General features: G+C 38.7%; 21 protein-coding genes. All 21 read left to right on the top strand.

All coding sequences use genetic code 11. The features are described 5' to 3' along the window. Positions 1-7: 7 nt before the first annotated feature. The 21 genes from thiD (at position 8) to CVS91_RS06920 (ending at position 16,548) form a co-directional block, all read left to right on the top strand. Entirely contained in the window at positions 8-796 is a 789-nt protein-coding gene (thiD, locus tag CVS91_RS07020) for a bifunctional hydroxymethylpyrimidine kinase/phosphomethylpyrimidine kinase (RefSeq protein WP_107831236.1), read from the top strand. Between the two features lies 1 nt (position 797). After that, positions 798-1,433 (top strand): biotin--[acetyl-CoA-carboxylase] ligase, encoded by a 636-nt coding sequence (locus tag CVS91_RS07015; protein WP_107831234.1) that lies wholly within the window; start codon positions 798-800, stop codon positions 1,431-1,433. After that, positions 1,430-2,212, top strand: coding sequence for a ParA family protein (locus CVS91_RS07010; RefSeq protein ID WP_002939402.1), 783 nt, complete (start codon positions 1,430-1,432; stop codon positions 2,210-2,212). The genes CVS91_RS07015 and CVS91_RS07010 overlap by 4 nt, the downstream gene beginning before the upstream one ends. 15 nt (positions 2,213-2,227) lie before the next feature. Beyond that, positions 2,228-3,088, top strand: coding sequence for a ParB/RepB/Spo0J family partition protein (locus CVS91_RS07005; protein ID WP_107831232.1), 861 nt, complete (start codon positions 2,228-2,230; stop codon positions 3,086-3,088). A 95-nt stretch (positions 3,089-3,183) separates the two neighbouring features. After that, positions 3,184-3,606 carry a FoF1 ATP synthase subunit B' gene (locus CVS91_RS07000; protein ID WP_009294346.1) on the top strand — a complete coding sequence of 141 codons (423 nt, stop codon included), beginning with the start codon at positions 3,184-3,186 and terminating at the stop codon, positions 3,604-3,606. Positions 3,607-3,615: 9 nt separating this feature from the next. Next, on the top strand, positions 3,616-4,128 hold the full coding sequence (locus tag CVS91_RS06995) for a F0F1 ATP synthase subunit B (RefSeq protein WP_012001332.1): 513 nt from the start codon (positions 3,616-3,618) through the stop codon (positions 4,126-4,128). Beyond that, on the top strand, positions 4,128-4,658 hold the full coding sequence (locus tag CVS91_RS06990; protein WP_103578919.1) for a F0F1 ATP synthase subunit delta: 531 nt from the start codon (positions 4,128-4,130) through the stop codon (positions 4,656-4,658). The genes CVS91_RS06995 and CVS91_RS06990 overlap by 1 nt, the downstream gene beginning before the upstream one ends. A gap of 14 nt (positions 4,659-4,672) precedes the next feature. Next, positions 4,673-6,190: a F0F1 ATP synthase subunit alpha gene (atpA, locus tag CVS91_RS06985; protein ID WP_009294343.1), complete on the top strand. Its 1,518-nt coding sequence runs from the start codon at positions 4,673-4,675 to the stop codon at positions 6,188-6,190. 9 nt (positions 6,191-6,199) lie between these two features. Beyond that, entirely contained in the window at positions 6,200-7,087 is an 888-nt protein-coding gene (gene atpG / locus CVS91_RS06980) for an ATP synthase F1 subunit gamma (protein ID WP_002939426.1), read from the top strand. 11 nt (positions 7,088-7,098) lie between these two features. Then, on the top strand, positions 7,099-8,496 hold the full coding sequence (gene atpD / locus CVS91_RS06975; protein ID WP_002939420.1) for a F0F1 ATP synthase subunit beta: 1,398 nt from the start codon (positions 7,099-7,101) through the stop codon (positions 8,494-8,496). 18 nt (positions 8,497-8,514) lie between these two features. Then, positions 8,515-8,904 carry an ATP synthase F1 subunit epsilon gene (atpC, locus tag CVS91_RS06970; RefSeq protein ID WP_002939398.1) on the top strand — a complete coding sequence of 130 codons (390 nt, stop codon included), beginning with the start codon at positions 8,515-8,517 and terminating at the stop codon, positions 8,902-8,904. After that, a complete protein-coding gene (locus CVS91_RS06965) occupies positions 8,905-9,489 on the top strand; it encodes a MotA/TolQ/ExbB proton channel family protein (protein ID WP_009294341.1) in 585 nt (194 codons plus the stop codon). Beyond that, positions 9,490-9,888, top strand: coding sequence for a biopolymer transporter ExbD (locus CVS91_RS06960; RefSeq protein WP_107831230.1), 399 nt, complete (start codon positions 9,490-9,492; stop codon positions 9,886-9,888). A gap of 1 nt (position 9,889) precedes the next feature. Continuing rightward, positions 9,890-10,837, top strand: a complete 948-nt coding sequence (locus CVS91_RS06955) for a TonB C-terminal domain-containing protein (protein ID WP_002939376.1) — start codon at positions 9,890-9,892, stop codon at positions 10,835-10,837. 24 nt (positions 10,838-10,861) lie between these two features. Continuing rightward, positions 10,862-12,118: a Tol-Pal system protein TolB gene (gene tolB, locus CVS91_RS06950; protein ID WP_021086247.1), complete on the top strand. Its 1,257-nt coding sequence runs from the start codon at positions 10,862-10,864 to the stop codon at positions 12,116-12,118. A gap of 53 nt (positions 12,119-12,171) precedes the next feature. Beyond that, positions 12,172-12,678, top strand: a complete 507-nt coding sequence (locus CVS91_RS06945; protein WP_002939415.1) for an OmpA family protein — start codon at positions 12,172-12,174, stop codon at positions 12,676-12,678. A 13-nt stretch (positions 12,679-12,691) separates the two neighbouring features. Further along, positions 12,692-13,534, top strand: coding sequence for a tetratricopeptide repeat protein (locus tag CVS91_RS06940; protein ID WP_107831228.1), 843 nt, complete (start codon positions 12,692-12,694; stop codon positions 13,532-13,534). Between the two features lie 55 nt (positions 13,535-13,589). Continuing rightward, positions 13,590-14,174 (top strand): FKBP-type peptidyl-prolyl cis-trans isomerase, encoded by a 585-nt coding sequence (locus CVS91_RS06935; protein WP_234409687.1) that lies wholly within the window; start codon positions 13,590-13,592, stop codon positions 14,172-14,174. A 9-nt stretch (positions 14,175-14,183) separates the two neighbouring features. Then, positions 14,184-15,113 (top strand): ACP S-malonyltransferase, encoded by a 930-nt coding sequence (gene fabD / locus CVS91_RS06930; protein WP_107831224.1) that lies wholly within the window; start codon positions 14,184-14,186, stop codon positions 15,111-15,113. Beyond that, complete coding sequence (locus CVS91_RS06925; RefSeq protein WP_021084954.1) at positions 15,110-15,793, top strand: 5'-methylthioadenosine/adenosylhomocysteine nucleosidase; 684 nt, start codon at positions 15,110-15,112, stop codon at positions 15,791-15,793. The genes fabD and CVS91_RS06925 overlap by 4 nt, the downstream gene beginning before the upstream one ends. Continuing rightward, complete coding sequence (locus CVS91_RS06920) at positions 15,790-16,548, top strand: tRNA 2-thiocytidine biosynthesis TtcA family protein (RefSeq protein ID WP_021093450.1); 759 nt, start codon at positions 15,790-15,792, stop codon at positions 16,546-16,548. The genes CVS91_RS06925 and CVS91_RS06920 overlap by 4 nt, the downstream gene beginning before the upstream one ends. Positions 16,549-16,939 lie beyond the last annotated feature (391 nt).

Here is a 16,939-nt window from a genome sequence, read left to right as displayed (position 1 = left end):
AGCGGTTATGAAAAATGCGCTAAGTATAGCAGGGGTTGATCCAAGCGGCGGAGCTGGAGTTTTAGCTGATATAAAGGTATTTATAGCACACGGAGTATATGCGATGGGAGCGATCACAGCGGTCACTGCTCAAAATACAAAGGGCATATTTGGCATGCAGCTAGTTGAGCCAAAGCTCATCGAGGATCAGATAAGAGCGATATTTGATGATATAAGAGTTGATGTGATAAAAATAGGCGTTGTCCCAAGCGTTGAGATCATCAAAAGCGTCGCAAAAACGCTAAGAGAGATCAAAAATTTACCGCCAGTCGTGCTAGATCCTGTAATGAGCTGTAAAAATGGCGACATCTGGCTAGAGGGCGCTGCAAAAGACGCGATCGTGGAGGAGCTTTTCCCACTTGCAAGCGTGATCACGCCAAATATCTTTGAAGCGCGCGAAATTTTAAAGCGTGAGCTAAATGGCGAGGGCGAGCTAAAAGAGGCTTGCAAGGAGCTTTTGAAATTTGGCACAAAGAGCGTCTATCTAAAGTGTGGCGAGATAGAAGGCAAGTCGCTTGATATATTTTATGATGGCAAAGAGTATGAAATTTTTAGCGACGAGCGCATAAAAACGACTGCGACACATGGCTCAGGCTGCTCGCTATCAAGTGCGATCGCTTCAAATTTAGCAAATGGGCTTAGCCTAAAAGAGAGCGTAAAAAACGCGCATGATTATATCTTTAATGCTATCAAAAACGCAGTCATCATCGGCGGCGGACAAAATCCAGTAAATCACTTCTATAAATTTAAGGTGTGATTTGAAAGTAGAGTTTTTTCAAAGTCTGCCTTCGACGCAGGAATTTTTGATAGACGCCCTAAAAAACGGAGAGATAAAGCCACCGCACATGATCGTGGCGCACAATCAAACTAAAGGGATCGGCAGCCGCGGCAACAGCTGGGAGGGGCTTGGCGGGAATTTATTTATGTCATTTTGCATAGGCGAAGATGAGCTGCCAAGTGACATACCTCCGCCCTCGATCTCGATATATTTTTCTATGTTGATGCGTGAAGTCTTGAGCGAACTTGGCTCAAGGTGCTGGCTAAAATGGCCAAATGATTTTTACGTGGACGATCGTAAAATAGGCGGTACTTTGACAAATAAAGTTGATGAAATTTACATTTGCGGCATGGGGATAAATTTAGCTAGCGCGCCTGAAAATGCGGGCATTTTGGATATAAAAGCTAGCGTAGATGAGCTAGTTTGGGGCTTTGTTAGCATGCTTAATAAAAAGATTTTATGGAAGCCAATTTTTAGCAAATTTAGGATAGACTTTTGCAAGTCAAAAAGTTTTATTACGCATATTGCAAATAGAGCTGTTTCGCTTCAGGATGCTGAAATTTGCGAGGATGGAGCGATATTATTAAATGGGGAAAAGGTATATTCGTTAAGATGAGCGAGATAATAACAATAGCTAACCAAAAAGGCGGCGTTGGCAAGACCACAACAGCCGTAAATTTAGCCGCATCACTGGCGGTTGCTGAGAAAAAAGTATTATTAATAGACATCGATCCACAGGCAAACGCGACGACTGGGCTTGGTTTTAGCAGAAGCGACTACGAGTTTAACATCTATCACGTCTTAACAGATAGGAAAAAGCTCTCACAAATAGTGCTAAAAACTGAGATCCCAACGCTTTTTCTAGCTCCGTCAAACATTGGACTTGTCGGCATCGAGCAAGAATTTAACGATCAAAGCAAAGACTATAAACTAATCCTTAAAAACAAAATTTCAGAAGTTGTAGATGACTATGATTTTATCATCATCGACAGTCCTCCAGCGCTTGGCAGCATCACGATAAATGCTCTTAGCGCAAGCGATAGTGTGATCATCCCGATCCAGTGCGAATTTTACGCACTTGAGGGCTTGGCGCAGATCCTAAACACAGTTAAGATCATCAAAAAAACGATAAATCCAAAGCTAAATATAAAGGGCTTTTTGCCAACTATGTTTAGCTCGCAAAATAATCTCTCAAAAGAGACAATTGCAAATTTAAAGCAGCATTTTGAAAATAAGCTCTTTAAAAGCAAGGACGGCAAGGAGGAATTTGTAGTCGTCCCAAGAAATGTAAAACTTGCTGAAAGCCCAAGTTTTGGTAAGCCGGTGATACTTTATGATATAAAATCACCAGGCTCGATCGCATATCAAAATTTGGCATATTGTATTTTAAACTAAAAAATAAGGAAAAAAATGGCGAAAAAAGGTGGATTAGGGCGCGGACTTAGCGCGATACTTGAAGATGTAGAGCAGGCCTACAGCAAAGAGATCGCAAATTTAAACGACTCTGAGATAGTCGAAGAGATAAATATAGATGAAATTTTACCAAACCCTTACCAGCCAAGGACGCATTTTGACGAAGAGGCTTTAAAGGAGCTAAGCGCCAGCATCAAAAGACACGGACTAATACAACCAATAATCGTCATCAAAAAAGATGACGGCTATATGCTAATAGCTGGTGAGCGTAGATACCGCGCCACAAAGATGCTTGGAGCAAGCAAGATAAAGGCGATCATCGCTGATATCAAGTCTCAAAATTTAAGAGAGCTTGCGCTTATCGAAAACATACAACGTGAAAATTTAAATCCAATCGAACTTGCAAAGTCATATAAAGAGCTCATAAATGAGTATAAGATCACGCAAGATGGCTTAGCGAACATCATCCATAAGAGTAGAACCCAGATAACAAATACAATGAGACTTTTGCTACTTAGCGACTACACACAAAGACTTTTGCAAGAAGACAAGCTCACGCAAGGCCACGCTAAAGTCATCGTAGGACTTAGTAGCGAAGAAGAAAGAATGGTTGTTGATACGATCATCGGACAAAAACTAAGTGTTAGAGATACAGAAATCTTAGTAAAAAAGATAAAAAGTAAAGAAGAAGTAAAAGAGCCAAAGCCTCCAATTTCAGAGGAAATGAGCAAAAAGTTATCAAATTTACAAGAAATTTTTAAAAATTTGAAGATAAAAACAAAAGTAAAATCTAAAAATTTAATATTAGAATTTAGCGACATTTCGCAGGTAGAAGAATTTATCGCTAAGCTAAAATAGAATTACAAATTTATTTTTATTTTTAGTATTTTATTGTAAAATCAGACTTTGATTTGAATATTAAATAAAACTTAATAACAAAATAAGGAGAGTGGATGTTAGAAATAGATGTGCCATTGATGCTTTTAACGGCTATCGTTCTCTTTGTCTTGATCGCCATTTTAAATCCTTTGCTATACAAGCCAATGCTTAAATTTATAGATGACAGAAATGCCTCTATAAAAAATGACGAAGAGAGCACTAGCAAAAATGCAAGCGACTTAAGCGTTCATGAAAAAGAGATCGAGGAGATCATACAAAATGCAAGATCTGAGGCTAACAAAATAAGACAAGAAGCCTTAAATTTGGCAAAAGAAGAGTCTTTAAAAGAGATAAATGCGGTAAAAAGTAGTTTAGAGGCTGATTATAATGAGTTTTTAAACGCTTTAAGCTCTCAAAAAGATAGCCTAAAGGCAGATCTATCAGCTAAACTACCTGAACTTAGAGCAGCTTTAAACGCTAAGCTCTCTAAAATTTAAAGGAAATTTATGAAGATAAAAATTTTATTTTTTCTAGCACTTCCATTTCTAGCATACGCTAGCGAGCATGGTGGAACAAACTACGACATAGTCGAGAGAACGCTAAACTTCTTACTTTTCTTTGCTATTTTGGTCTATTTTGCTGCTAAGCCACTAAAAGCTCTTTATCAAAGCAGGATCGATAGGATCGCAAATAAGCTTGAGAGCATTCAAGAGAAGCTTCGTGAGTCAAAAGCTAAAAAAGATGACGTTTTAAAGCGTGTAGAAGAGGCTAAGCAAAATGCAAATGCTCTAATCGAAACTGCGAAAAAAGAGGCTGTAAATTTAGCTGCTAAAGTTAAAAAAGAGGCTCAAAACGATATCGCAAATATCGAAAAAGGCTACAAAGAGCAAAAAGAATTTGAAGAGCGCAAGATGACAAAAGGCGTTGTAAATGAAATTTTGAGCGACATTTTCTCAAGTGATAGCCTAAAAGTCGATCAAAAAGAGCTTGTAAATATCATACTTAAAAAGGTTAGCTAATGAATGAAGTAGTAGCTAAAAAATACGTAAAGGCGATCTTAAGCGACGTAAAGTCCAATGAACTTAATGCATTTGTTGAAAATTTATCAGAACTAGCTGCTGCTTTTGCTAGCGATAAATTTAAAAGCATTATAAGTTTGCCGACATTAAAGGCTTCACAAAAGGTTGAATTTGTACTATCTTTGGTTAAAAATCAAGATGTTAAATTTGCAAATTTTATAAAGCTTCTTGGTGCAAACAAAAGGCTAGAGCTTATACCTGCGATACTAGATGAGATGAAGATAGAGCAATCTTTACTTGAAAATACATATCGCGGCGAGGTTGTTGGAAATTTTGATCTAAGCGCTGAGCAGCTAAAAGCTTTGGAAGAGAATTTCTCTAAGAAATTTAACTCTAAGATCAAGCTTGATGGCTCAAAGAGCGATTACAACGGTGTAAAAGTTGAGTTAGATGATTTAGGTGTCGAGGTAAATTTCTCTATCGACAGACTAAAAAGTCAAATGAGTGAATATATATTAAAAGCAATTTAAAAAGGAGTGAAAGCGTGAGTGCAAAAATTAAAGCTGACGAAATTAGCACGATAATCAAAGAGCGTATTGAAAATTTTGATTTAAGTGTTGATGTAGAAGAGACCGGTAAAGTCATCTCAGTCGCTGATGGCGTTGCTAACGTTTATGGTTTGAAAAACGTTATGGCTGGTGAGATGGTTGAGTTTGAAAGCGGCGAAAAGGGTATGGCTCTTAACCTTGAAGAGAGCAGTGTTGGTATAGTTATCCTTGGAAAAACTAGCGGCATTACAGAAGGAAGCTCTGTAAAAAGACTAAAAAAACTTCTACGTGTGCCAGTTGGCGACGCATTGATCGGCCGTGTTGTAAATTCACTTGGTGAGCCAATCGACGCAAAAGGTCCAATCGAAGCTACTGAATCTCGCTTCGTCGAAGAAAAAGCAAAAGGTATCATGGCAAGAAAAAGCGTTCATGAGCCACTTCAAACAGGTATTAAAGCTATCGATGCACTTGTGCCAATCGGTAGAGGTCAAAGAGAGCTAATCATCGGCGACCGCCAAACTGGTAAAACAACAGTTGCTATCGATACTATCATCAACCAAAAAGGTCAAGATGTCATTTGTATCTATGTAGCTATCGGTCAAAAACAATCAACCGTTGCTCAAGTCGTTAAAAAACTTGAAGAGTATGGCGCTATGGACTACACAATAGTTGTAAACGCTGGTGCTAGTGACGCAGCTGCGCTTCAATACCTTGCACCATACGCTGGCGTAACAATGGGTGAATACTTTAGAGATAACTCTCGCCACGCGCTAATCATCTATGATGACTTGTCAAAACACGCGGTTGCTTATCGTGAGATGTCTTTGATCTTAAGAAGACCACCAGGTCGTGAAGCTTACCCAGGTGACGTTTTCTACCTTCACTCAAGACTTCTAGAAAGAGCAAGTAAGCTAAATGACGCACTAGGTGCTGGATCTTTGACAGCTCTGCCTATTATTGAGACACAAGCGGGCGACGTTTCAGCTTATATTCCAACAAACGTTATTTCTATTACAGATGGTCAAATTTTCCTTGAGAGCGACCTATTTAACTCAGGTATCCGCCCAGCGATCAACGTTGGTCTTTCTGTATCTCGTGTCGGTGGTGCAGCTCAGATCAAAGCTATCAAGCAAGTTTCTGGTACGTTAAGACTAGACCTTGCTCAGTACCGCGAACTACAAGCTTTTGCTCAGTTTGCAAGCGACCTTGACGAGAGCTCAAGAAAACAACTAGAGCGTGGTCAAAAGATGGTTGAAGTACTAAAACAACCTCCATATTCTCCGCTTCCAGTTGAGAATCAAGTAGTTATTATATTTGCTGGTGCTAAGGGCTATTTAGATGACGTTGCAACTGCAAATGTAACAAAATTTGAAGCTGAGTTATATCCATATATCGAGGCAAAATACCCTGAAATTTTTGAGCAGATCAGAACTAAAAAAGTTCTTGATAAAGAAGTAGAAGAAATTTTACATAAAGCGTTGAAAGATTTTAAAGCGACTTTTGCCGCTAACTAGGGCTAAGATATGTCAAATTTAAAAGATATAAAACGAAAGATCAAGAGCGTCCAGAACACTCAAAAGACGACGCGTGCGATGAAGCTTGTCTCAACAGCAAAGCTTCGCAAAGCCGAAGAGGCTGCACGCTACTCTAGAGTTTACGCACTTAAAATCAATGAGGTTTTATCAGAGATAGCTTATAAGATCAATCAATACGCTTCAGTTATGACTGAGAGTAAATTTTTTAACACAACAAAAAGTGTAGAAAAGGTTGATATTATATTTGTTACCGCTGATAAAGGGCTTTGCGGTGGCTTTAATGTCCAGACTATAAAGACAGTTAGGCGCATGATCGATGAGCTAAAAGCCAAAAAGATCAAAGTTAGACTAAGAGCTGTTGGTAAAAAAGGCATTGAATTTTTCAATTTTCAAGGTGTTGAACTACTTGAGACTTACGTCGGAGCTAGCTCTTCTCCTACTTATGAAAAAGCTCAAAAGATCATAAAAGACGCTATTGATGATTTTACAAACGGCATAACAGATAAGGTTGTGCTAATACACAATGGCTATAAAAATATGATTTCTCAAGAGATTAGAGTAAATGATATTGTGCCTATAGAGCCCTCTAAGATAGTTGCGGTTGAGACAAATTCTTTGATGGAATTTGAGCCAGAGGACAACTATACTAAGATTATGGATGAATTGCTCAATAAATATTTTGAGTATAGTATGTATTATGCTTTAGTTGACTCTTTGGCGGCTGAGCACAGCGCTAGAATGCAAGCTATGGATAATGCAACAAACAATGCTAAACAACGCGTCAAACAGTTAAATCTTGCTTACAACAAAGCAAGACAAGAGTCTATTACCACTGAGCTTATCGAGATCATCAGTGGTGTTGAATCAATGAAATAAAAGGAGTATGAATGAAGGGTGTTATTAGTCAAGTTATGGGCCCTGTGGTCGATGTTGACTTTAATGACTACTTGCCGAAGATCAATGAAGCTATCGAAGTTTTCTTTGAGGTTGAGGGCAAGAAACATAAACTAATATTAGAAGTTGCTGCTCACCTAGGTGATAATAGAGTTAGAACGATCGCTATGGATATGAGTGAGGGTCTTACTCGTGGCTTAGAGGCTAAAGCGCTTGGTGCACCTATAAGTGTGCCAGTTGGCGAAAAAGTTTTGGGTAGAATTTTTAACGTAGTTGGTGATTTGATCGACGAGGGCGAGGGTATAAATTTTGATAAGCACTGGTCTATCCACCGCGATCCTCCTCCATTTGAAGAGCAAAGCACTAAGAGTGAAATTTTCGAAACTGGTATAAAGGTAGTTGATCTTCTAGCTCCTTATGCAAAGGGTGGTAAAGTTGGTCTATTTGGTGGTGCTGGTGTTGGTAAAACAGTTATTATTATGGAGCTTATCCACAATGTTGCGTTTAAACATAGCGGTTATTCTGTATTTGCAGGCGTTGGTGAGAGAACTCGTGAAGGAAACGACCTTTATCACGAAATGAAAGAAAGTAACGTTTTGGATAAAGTTGCCTTGTGCTATGGCCAAATGAACGAGCCACCAGGAGCAAGAAACCGTATCGCGCTAACTGGTCTTACAATGGCTGAGTACTTCCGTGATGAGATGGGACTTGACGTTTTGATGTTTATAGATAACATCTTCCGTTTCTCTCAGTCAGGTGCAGAGATGTCAGCTCTACTTGGACGTATCCCGTCAGCTGTTGGTTATCAGCCAACTCTTGCAAGTGAGATGGGTAAATTCCAAGAGAGGATCACATCAACCAAAAAAGGTTCGATTACTTCTGTTCAAGCTGTTTATGTTCCAGCTGACGACCTTACAGACCCAGCTCCTGCAACTGTTTTTGCTCACCTTGATGCTACAACAGTTCTTAATAGATCGATCGCAGAAAAAGGTATCTATCCGGCTGTTGATCCACTTGATTCAACATCAAGAATGCTTGATCCTCAAATTTTAGGAGCAGATCACTATAAGGTAGCTCGCGGCGTTCAAGCTGTGCTTCAAAAATATAAAGACCTTCAAGATATCATCGCCATCCTTGGTATGGATGAGCTTAGCGAAGAAGATAAGCTAACAGTTGATAGAGCAAGAAAGATAGAGAGATTCTTATCTCAGCCATTCTTCGTTGCTGAAGTATTTACTGGCAGCCCTGGTAAATATGTAAGTCTTGACGAAAATATCGCTGGCTTTAAGGGAATTTTGGAAGGTAAATATGACCATCTACCAGAAGCAGCATTTTATATGGTTGGAAATATAGATGAGGCTTTAGCTAAAGCTGAGAAACTTAAGGCTTAAATTTAAAAAGGAAGCGTAATGGATAAATTACATTTAGAGATCGTAACTCCTCAAGGTCAGATATTTAATGATGACGTGAGTAGTGTAGTGCTTCCAGGTAGCGAGGGTGAGTTTGGTGTTTTGCCAAACCACGCCTCATTAATATCTCTTTTAAAAGCAGGTATTATAGATATAGAAGATAAGCATAAAAAGCATGATGTAGTTGCTATCAACTGGGGCTATGCAAAGATCGATGAGGGCAAAGTAGTTATACTAGCTGACGGCGCGGTCTATGTCTCTGGCAACAGCGAAAGCGAGCTTGCAAATTCATTAGAAGCTGCTAGAAATTTGATAGAGAGTATGAGCAGTGATACAAATGCTTTTGCAGCAACTATATCAAAAATGGAAAATGTAGTGAGAGCAAGATAAGTGGGCGGAATAGATATATTTTTAAATTACATTCAAAGAAGTAGTTTTATTACAATTATAGTTTTAACTTGGTTGTCAATATATTTTATAGTTAGTTTTACAATTCTTTTTTCAAGAATGGCTGGCATAGGAGCTTGGCAAAAACGCGAGCAAAATGCGCTTGAAGCATTGCTTATGGGCGCTAAGAATATACCAAATGACTCATCTTTAAAGAAATGTGCAAGCGGTAGAATCTCAAAAGAAAAGCTAAATGTCTGCATAAGCATTGCCGAAAAAAATGCTACAAGTGGGCTTACATGGCTTAGCGTAATAGCTTCTACTTCTCCATTTATCGGTCTTTTTGGAACAGTCGTATCTATCTTGGAGACATTTTCGCAGCTAGGAAATGGTGCAGGCTCATCTCTTGGAGTTATAGCCCCAGCTATTTCAGAAGCGCTTGTTGCGACAGGTTGTGGAATTTTTGTTGCCATCCCAGCATATACATTTAACTTGCTTATAAAAAGAAAAGCTTATGAATTAATGAGCGTTATCGAGCGTCAAGCTGACGTTATGATAGCACTTAAAAAAGATGACGAGACGTTATAGATGGCTCTTAAATTTGACGACGAAACACCAGAGCTAAACATAACGCCTCTTGTTGATATCATGCTTGTTTTGCTGGCTATTTTAATGGTTACAATGCCAACTATAACATATCAAGAAGATATAACATTGCCAGATGGCTCAAAGGCAAAAACATCTACATCTAAACAAAAAGATCTTATAGTGTCTATAAATGCACAAGGACAAGTTAGAATAGATCAAAGTACAATGAGCCTTGCTGAACTTCCAGATAACATTGCACTAATTAGTGCAAAATATGACAAAACCTCGCCTATATATATAAAGGCTGATAAAAATTTAAAATACGATGATGTTATGTTTGTATTAAAGACTTTAAAGGGTGCTGGTTTTAATAAAGTAGCTTTAGAGACAAACGGTTAAGATGCCTAATAAAGTTAAATTTCCAACGCTTAGTTCGTTTTTTGTAGCGTTTTGTATTTACATTATCATTGTGCTTGCTTTGTTTATAAAGCTTACTTTTTTTAGCGAACCTCCTAAAAAATATACTGATGACAAAGATGCTATTATGGATGTAGTTATGGTTGATAGAGAAGTTGACCAAACCATAAAAGCGCCAAAACAAGCAAAAGAGGTCGTAAAAGAGACAAAACCAGAACCTAAAAAAGAGTCAGAAGAAGATAAACAAGAGACTACAAATAAACCTGTTGTGCCAGATGAGCCATTGCCAACCCCAAGCTTGCCAACTCCTCCAAAAGAAGAGCCAAAACCTGAGCCTAAAAAACCAGAACCAAAGCCTGAAATCCCAAAACCTAGTGAAGAGCCTAAAGAGGATGTCAAACCAGAGCCAAAACCTGAGCCTAAACCTACACCAAAGCCAGTTGAAAAGCCAAAACCAAAAGAGCCAAATATAAAAGATCTCTTTAGCGACATAGACTCGACTAAGCTTAAAAAAGATGATGGTATAAAAAAGGCTGAAAATAAAGTGCAAAGTCGCAAAAAAAGCGAGGCTTCTAGCTCAAAAGCTGCAAAAGAGGCTAGCGACATCATCAAGAGCTTAAAGATAGATCAAAACCCAACAGCTCCAAAGTCACAAATGACCGGCACTTATGATCCATTGATGGGAGCCATAACAAAGCAAATTCAAAGAAGATGGCAAAGCTATAAAGCTGACTCTGCAAATCTTGCCAAAGTAAAAGTCATGATAGATCAGAGTGGAAATTTTAGCTATGAAATTTTAGAGCTATCATATAATGAAGAGTTTAATGCAAAGGTTAGAGAGTGCCTGGAAAAGCTTACTGCAGAGAAATTTCCATTTAATCCAGACAAAAGTACTACTTTTAATTTAAATTTAGAAGATAAAATAAACTAAAATTTATAAATTTACGGAGTAGAGATGAAGAAAATTTTTCTTTTTTTGTGCGTTGCTCTAGGGCTTTATGCTGCTGATGCGACCATATCTGTTATAAACCAAGGTGTTGCTTTGCCAAAGATAGCTTTGCAAGATGCAACTACAGCTGTTAGTGATGCAGGCTTTAAAGATAAATTCTTTAAGATCATGCTAGGCGACTTGAAAGTTAGCTCTGACTTTGAGGTTATCGAAGATCACGTGCCTTCAAGCTATGAAGGAACAGCAGCTACAAATACAATGAGTGACAAAGGTGTTGAGCTTATCTTTAGATATGCTCTTGAGGGCTCTATGGGCTCACCTCTTACTTTAAGAGTAAAACTCATCGATGCAAAGACTGCAACTACAAGGTATGAGAGAGTCTATAATATGCCAGATGGCGCAAAGTATCCGTTTTTGGCACACAAAAGTATAGTTGAGCTAACAAACGAGCTAAATTTACCACCAGTTGGCTGGATGGAGAAATTTATCATTCTAGCAAAATACACTTCAGCTCGCCAAAGCTCTATTATAGTGGCTGATTACACACTTACATATCAAAAGACAATCGTAAGTGGCGGTCTAAATATCTTCCCTAAATGGGCAGGCGCTGATCAGAGTAAATTTTACTATACATCTTATGTAAATAATAGACCAACTTTGTTTAGATATGATCTAAATTCAGGCACAAAAACAAAGATAATAGATAGTATGGGTATGCTTATAGCATCTGATGTTAGCAAAGATGGAAGTAAAATTCTATTAACTATGGCTCCAAAAGATCAACCAGATATTTTCATCTATAATACAGGTAGCAAAAAATTAACTCAGATCACAAACTATCCAGGCATTGATGTAAATGGAAATTTCGTAGATAATGACAGCAGAATAGTTTTTGTCTCAGATAGACTTGGATATCCAAACATCTTTGCAACACCTGCAACTTCAGGCGGAAGCGTTGAGCAAATGGTATTTCATGGTAAAAACAACAACTCAGTAAGCACTTTTGAAAACTATGTAGTTTATTCAAGTAGAGAGGCTAGTGGTGGCTTTAATATCTATCTAATCTCAACTCAAACAGATTTTATCCGTCAGCTTACAGCAAATGGTAAAAATAACTATCCAAGATTTTCAAGTGACGGTCAAAGTGTCGTATTTATCAAAGAACTTGGTGGTCAAAGCTCGCTTGGCGTTGTTAGATTAAATGAAAACAGAAGTTTCCAATTTCCACTAAAAGTAGGTAAAATTCAATCTATTGATTGGTAATATTTAAAAAAAATATGTTATAATTCGACCAAATTTTTCAAAAAGGATAAGGAATGAAAAAAGTAGTTCTAGCAAGTGTTGCAGTTGCAACTTTATTGTTGAGCGGTTGTAGCTCTAAAAACCCTGAAGTTGATATGAATGCAAATTCAAATCAATCTGCAGATAACTCAGGTAGCATGAGTGATGCTGATAGATTAGCAGCTCTTATCGCTAACATCGAGAGCCAAGTTAAAAGTGTATACTTTGACTTTGATAAATTTAATATCAAAGCTGACCAACAAGGTGTTGTTAGCTCAAATGCATCAGTATTTAACCAAGCTGACGCTCAAGCTCTTTCTATAAAAGTAGAAGGTAACTGCGACGAGTGGGGTACAGATGAGTATAACTATGCTCTTGGTCTAAAACGTGCTAAAAGTGCTAAAGACGCTCTTGTAAGAAATGGCGTTAGCGCTGATAGAATCGCTGTAGTAAGCTTTGGCGAAAGCAACCCAGTTTGTACAGACAAAACAAAAGCTTGCGACGCTCAAAACAGACGTGCAGATTTCAAAGTACTTCCTTAATCTGTAAGTAATAATGAATAAAAAAATAATCATTGCGGCTCTTCTTGGAGCCGCTTTCTCTATAGGTTCAGCTCAAGAAGTTTCAGCATTTGATGCAGGTAATATGGATAGCGCAAATCCGTATGGACTAACAGATGATGAAAAGGCAACTCTAAGCAACAAAAGAAGCGTTCAAAATATCGAAGAAAACATGGATAATGTTTCAGAGCAACTTCAAGGTTTGCAAAGCTTAATCGAGAGCATGAGTGCTAGAATGAACAAGCTTGAGCAAAGAATGAACGATATCGAAACCAAAGTCAATGGCGGTATAAGCGATTCTGGTGTAAGTTTGACATCATTAAAAGCTTATGTTGATGAGACTAGAGATATACAAGATAAAAACTATAAAAATATTACTGCTGCCTTAAATAAATTAGGTGCAATAATGGATAAAAACGCTGCTCAACCAAAGCAAAATGCAAATGCAAAACAACAAAATAAGCCAACTTCAAATTTTAGTGGCAAAAGCGACAAAGACATTTTAGCTGATGGCATTAAGCTTTTAAATTCTGGCAATAGCACAGAAGCAGCTGAATATTTTGAATATTTAAATAAAAAAGGCTATAAAACTGGTGCTTCAAATTATTATCTAGGTGAAGTTGCTTATAGTCAAAAATCATACAGCACAGCCATACAATACTATAAAAAAAGTATACAAAGTGAAGATAAGGCTGATTACACTCCAAAACTTTTGTATCACACAGCTATAAGCTTTGATAAGATCGGTGATACTCAAAGTGCCAACAGGTTTTATAAGGCTTTAAAAGTAGGCTATCCAGATAGCAAAGAAGCCAAAGCCGCTCCCAACAGAAACTAAAATTTACTCTTTTTTAGATATAATCTCACATTAATCAAAACTAAATTCCAAGGAGATTATTGTGAGTAAAGATCAAGTTATAACAATGTTTTATGAACTAAAAGACGCTAATACTGGCGAAATTTTAGAGTCAAATATGCAAGAAGGTGGTCAAATTTCTTTTATTACAGGACATGGCCATATTATAGAAAAGCTTGAAGAAGAAGTTAGCAAACTAAAATCAGGCGACAAAGCTACTATAAACATTAAAGCAGTTGAGGGTTGCGGCGAATACAATAAAGATGCCATCCAGTCACTTCCAAAAGAGCAATTTGCTGGTATAGACCTACATGAAGGCATGGAGCTTTTTGGTCAAAACGAAGATGGCTCAAGTGTTCGCGTCATCGTTAAAGAGATCAAAGATGATGAAGTAACAGTTGATTTTAACCACCCATACGCTGGCAAAGACTTGCTATTTAATGTTGAAATTTTAGAAGTTAGAGACGCAACTGAAGATGAAAAAGCAACTGGCATGGTAGCAGGCGCTCACACTTGCGGTTGTGGAGGACATGATCATGATCACGAGCATGAGTGCTGCGGCGGTCACGGACATGGCGAAGGTGGTTGCGGTTGCGGCGGTCATGGACATCACCACCACTAAGAAGTCAAAATGAAGAAATTTGCTTTTATTTTTGCGGGTCAAGGCTCGCAAAGTGTTGGCATGGGGAAAGATTTTTATGAAAATTTCTCTTCGGCAAAACTTCTATTAAATGACGCTTGCAACGACACAGGCATTGATTTTGAAGAGCTTTTATTTACTCAAAACGACAAGCTAGATAAGACAGAATTTACTCAGCCTGCTATCGTTTTAAACTCGCTTATGAGCTATCTAGCTTTTAGTGAGCGCATAAAAGCTAAGCCAGAGTTTAGCCTAGGTCACTCGCTAGGAGAATTTACAGCCCTTGCGGTTAGTGGTGCGTTTAGCTTTGTTGAAGCGATTAGACTTGTAAATTTACGTGGTAAATTTATGCAAGAAGCTTGCGTTGGCAAAGACGCCGGCATGATGGTGGTGCTAGGTCTTAGCGATGAAGTCGTTGAGGGGATTTGTAAGGAAGCTCAGGATGAGGGACTGCAAATTTACGCTGCGAACTACAATTGCGATGGTCAGATAGTTGTAGCTGGCGTGAGGGCTGACCTTGCTAAATACGAAGCAAAATTTAAAGAAGCAGGTGCAAAAAGAGCGATGCTTTTAAATATGTCAGTAGCTAGCCACTGCCCGATACTTGAGCCAGCTAGCGTTAAACTAGCAAACGAGCTTGAGGGCGTTTTGGCTGCAAATTTTGCCCCAGTCGTTTCAAACGTAAATGCAAAAATTTACACTGATAAAAACGAAGCGCTAGTGCTTTTAAAAGAGCAGCTAACGCATCCAGTTCGCTATAAGCAAAGCATCAAAAACTATGAAAACGAGGTTGATTGCTTTATCGAACTAGGTGCTGCGACACTTAAAGGCATAAACAAAAAGATCACAGAAAAACCAACATACAGCGCCACTGACATGGCGAGCTTTGAAGAGGTTGTGAAGATTTTGGAGGAGAGATGATAGCGATACTTGGAGCGATGCAAGAGGAGATAACGCCGATCCTTGAGATGGTTGGCGAGTATAAAACTACCGAATATGCAAATAACAAATTTTACGAGGCAAACTATAAAGGCAAGGACCTAGTCATCGCCTACTCGAAGATCGGCAAGGTAAATGCGGCGATCACTGCGACCTTGATGATAGAGAAATTTAAGGCTTCAAAGCTGCTTTTTACGGGCGTTGCTGGCTCGCTTGATGAGAGCTTAAAGATAGGCGATATGCTATATGCCACTAGCCTTGTGCAGCACGACCTTGACATCACGGCATTTGGGCATCCATACGGCTTTGTGCCAGGGACTAGCATATTTGTAAAAAGCGATGAAGGTCTAAATGAGCTAGCTAAAAATGTCGCTAGCAAAAAGGGCATGAGCTTAAATTCAGGTATTATCGCAACTGGCGATCAGTTCATCTGTGACAACGAGAAAAAAGAGTGGATCAAAAAGATATTTAACGCGAGTGCTACCGAGATGGAAGGTGCGAGCGTTGCGCTAGTTTGCGAGACGCTTGGCGTGCCATTTTTCATCCTTAGAGCCATCAGCGACGGAGCTGGCAATGAGGCTGAATTTGACTTTGATAAATTTTTGCAAGACTCAGCAAACGTCAGCGCTAAATTTATCCTAGAAATGGTGGAGAGCTTATGATAGAGCTTAGCAAAAGGCTACTAAGGCAAGTTGGTCAGACAAACGCTAGATACAAGATGATAGAGGGCGGAGATAAGATCTTGCTTGGTCTTAGCGGCGGCAAAGATAGCCTCGCACTCGCTCACGTGCTAAAGCACATCCAAAATGTCACGCCTGAGAAATTTGAGTTTAAGGCTGTGACGCTAAGCTACGGCATGGGCGAAGACTACGCATATCTTACCAAGCACTGCAACGAGCATGGCATAGAGCACGAGGTGATCGATAGCTCGATATTTGAGATATCAAAGGAGAAGATCCGCAAAAATTCTAGCTTTTGCAGCTTTTTCTCGCGCATGAGAAGGGGCTATCTTTACACTTATGCGCTAAATCACGGCTTTAACAAGCTTGCGATCGCTCACCACTTGGACGATGCAGCAGAGAGCTTTTTTATGAATTTCACCTACAATGGCGCGCTAAGGACGCTTGCTCCAAAATATAAAGCAAAAAATGGCATCGTCGTGATCAGGCCATTTATCTTTGTGCGTGAGAGACAGCTTCGCGAAAATGCGATCAAAAATGAGCTAAGAGTTGTTGGCGATGAGGCGTGTCCTGCGATGAGATTTGACGTGAAGATGCCACACGCTAGATATGAGACCAAGCAACTTCTAGCAAATTTAGAGAAAGAAAATCCAAAGCTCTTCACTTCGCTTAAAGCAGCATTTGAAAACATCCACACAGATACATTTTTTGGTATCAATGAAGGCAGTGAAGAGTAAATTTAACTCTTCATTTTTGCCCTTTTGAGCTAAATTTAAAAATTAAATTTTTATAATCACCTCCCAAAAAAGTCACGACTATTTTTATAAAGTATATCTCAGTAGTAACTGGGGCAAAAGCAAGGATACTTCAAAGAGAGCAGTCAAAAAGTGCCAAATTTCAAAACGCTCTTGCAAATAATAAAAGACATTGCACGAAATTTATAAATTCTTTAGCTCATAAAAGATACACAGCAAAGCATTTATAGCGTGAAATTTAAAGACAAAAACGAGCAAGGTCTTGTGCTGCAAGGTGGTACAACAAGGATAACTGACGAGGCTCTTAGTGTATATAAAAACTATCAAATAATTACAAAGCAAGATAGGAGCGAAATAGGCATACCAAAGGCTT

The organism is Campylobacter concisus, from assembly GCF_003048985.1.
Taxonomy (GTDB): domain Bacteria; phylum Campylobacterota; class Campylobacteria; order Campylobacterales; family Campylobacteraceae; genus Campylobacter_A; species Campylobacter_A concisus_AY.
The sequence above is the reverse complement of the archived record's forward strand: the minus strand, read 5'-3'. Positions and strand labels throughout refer to the sequence as shown.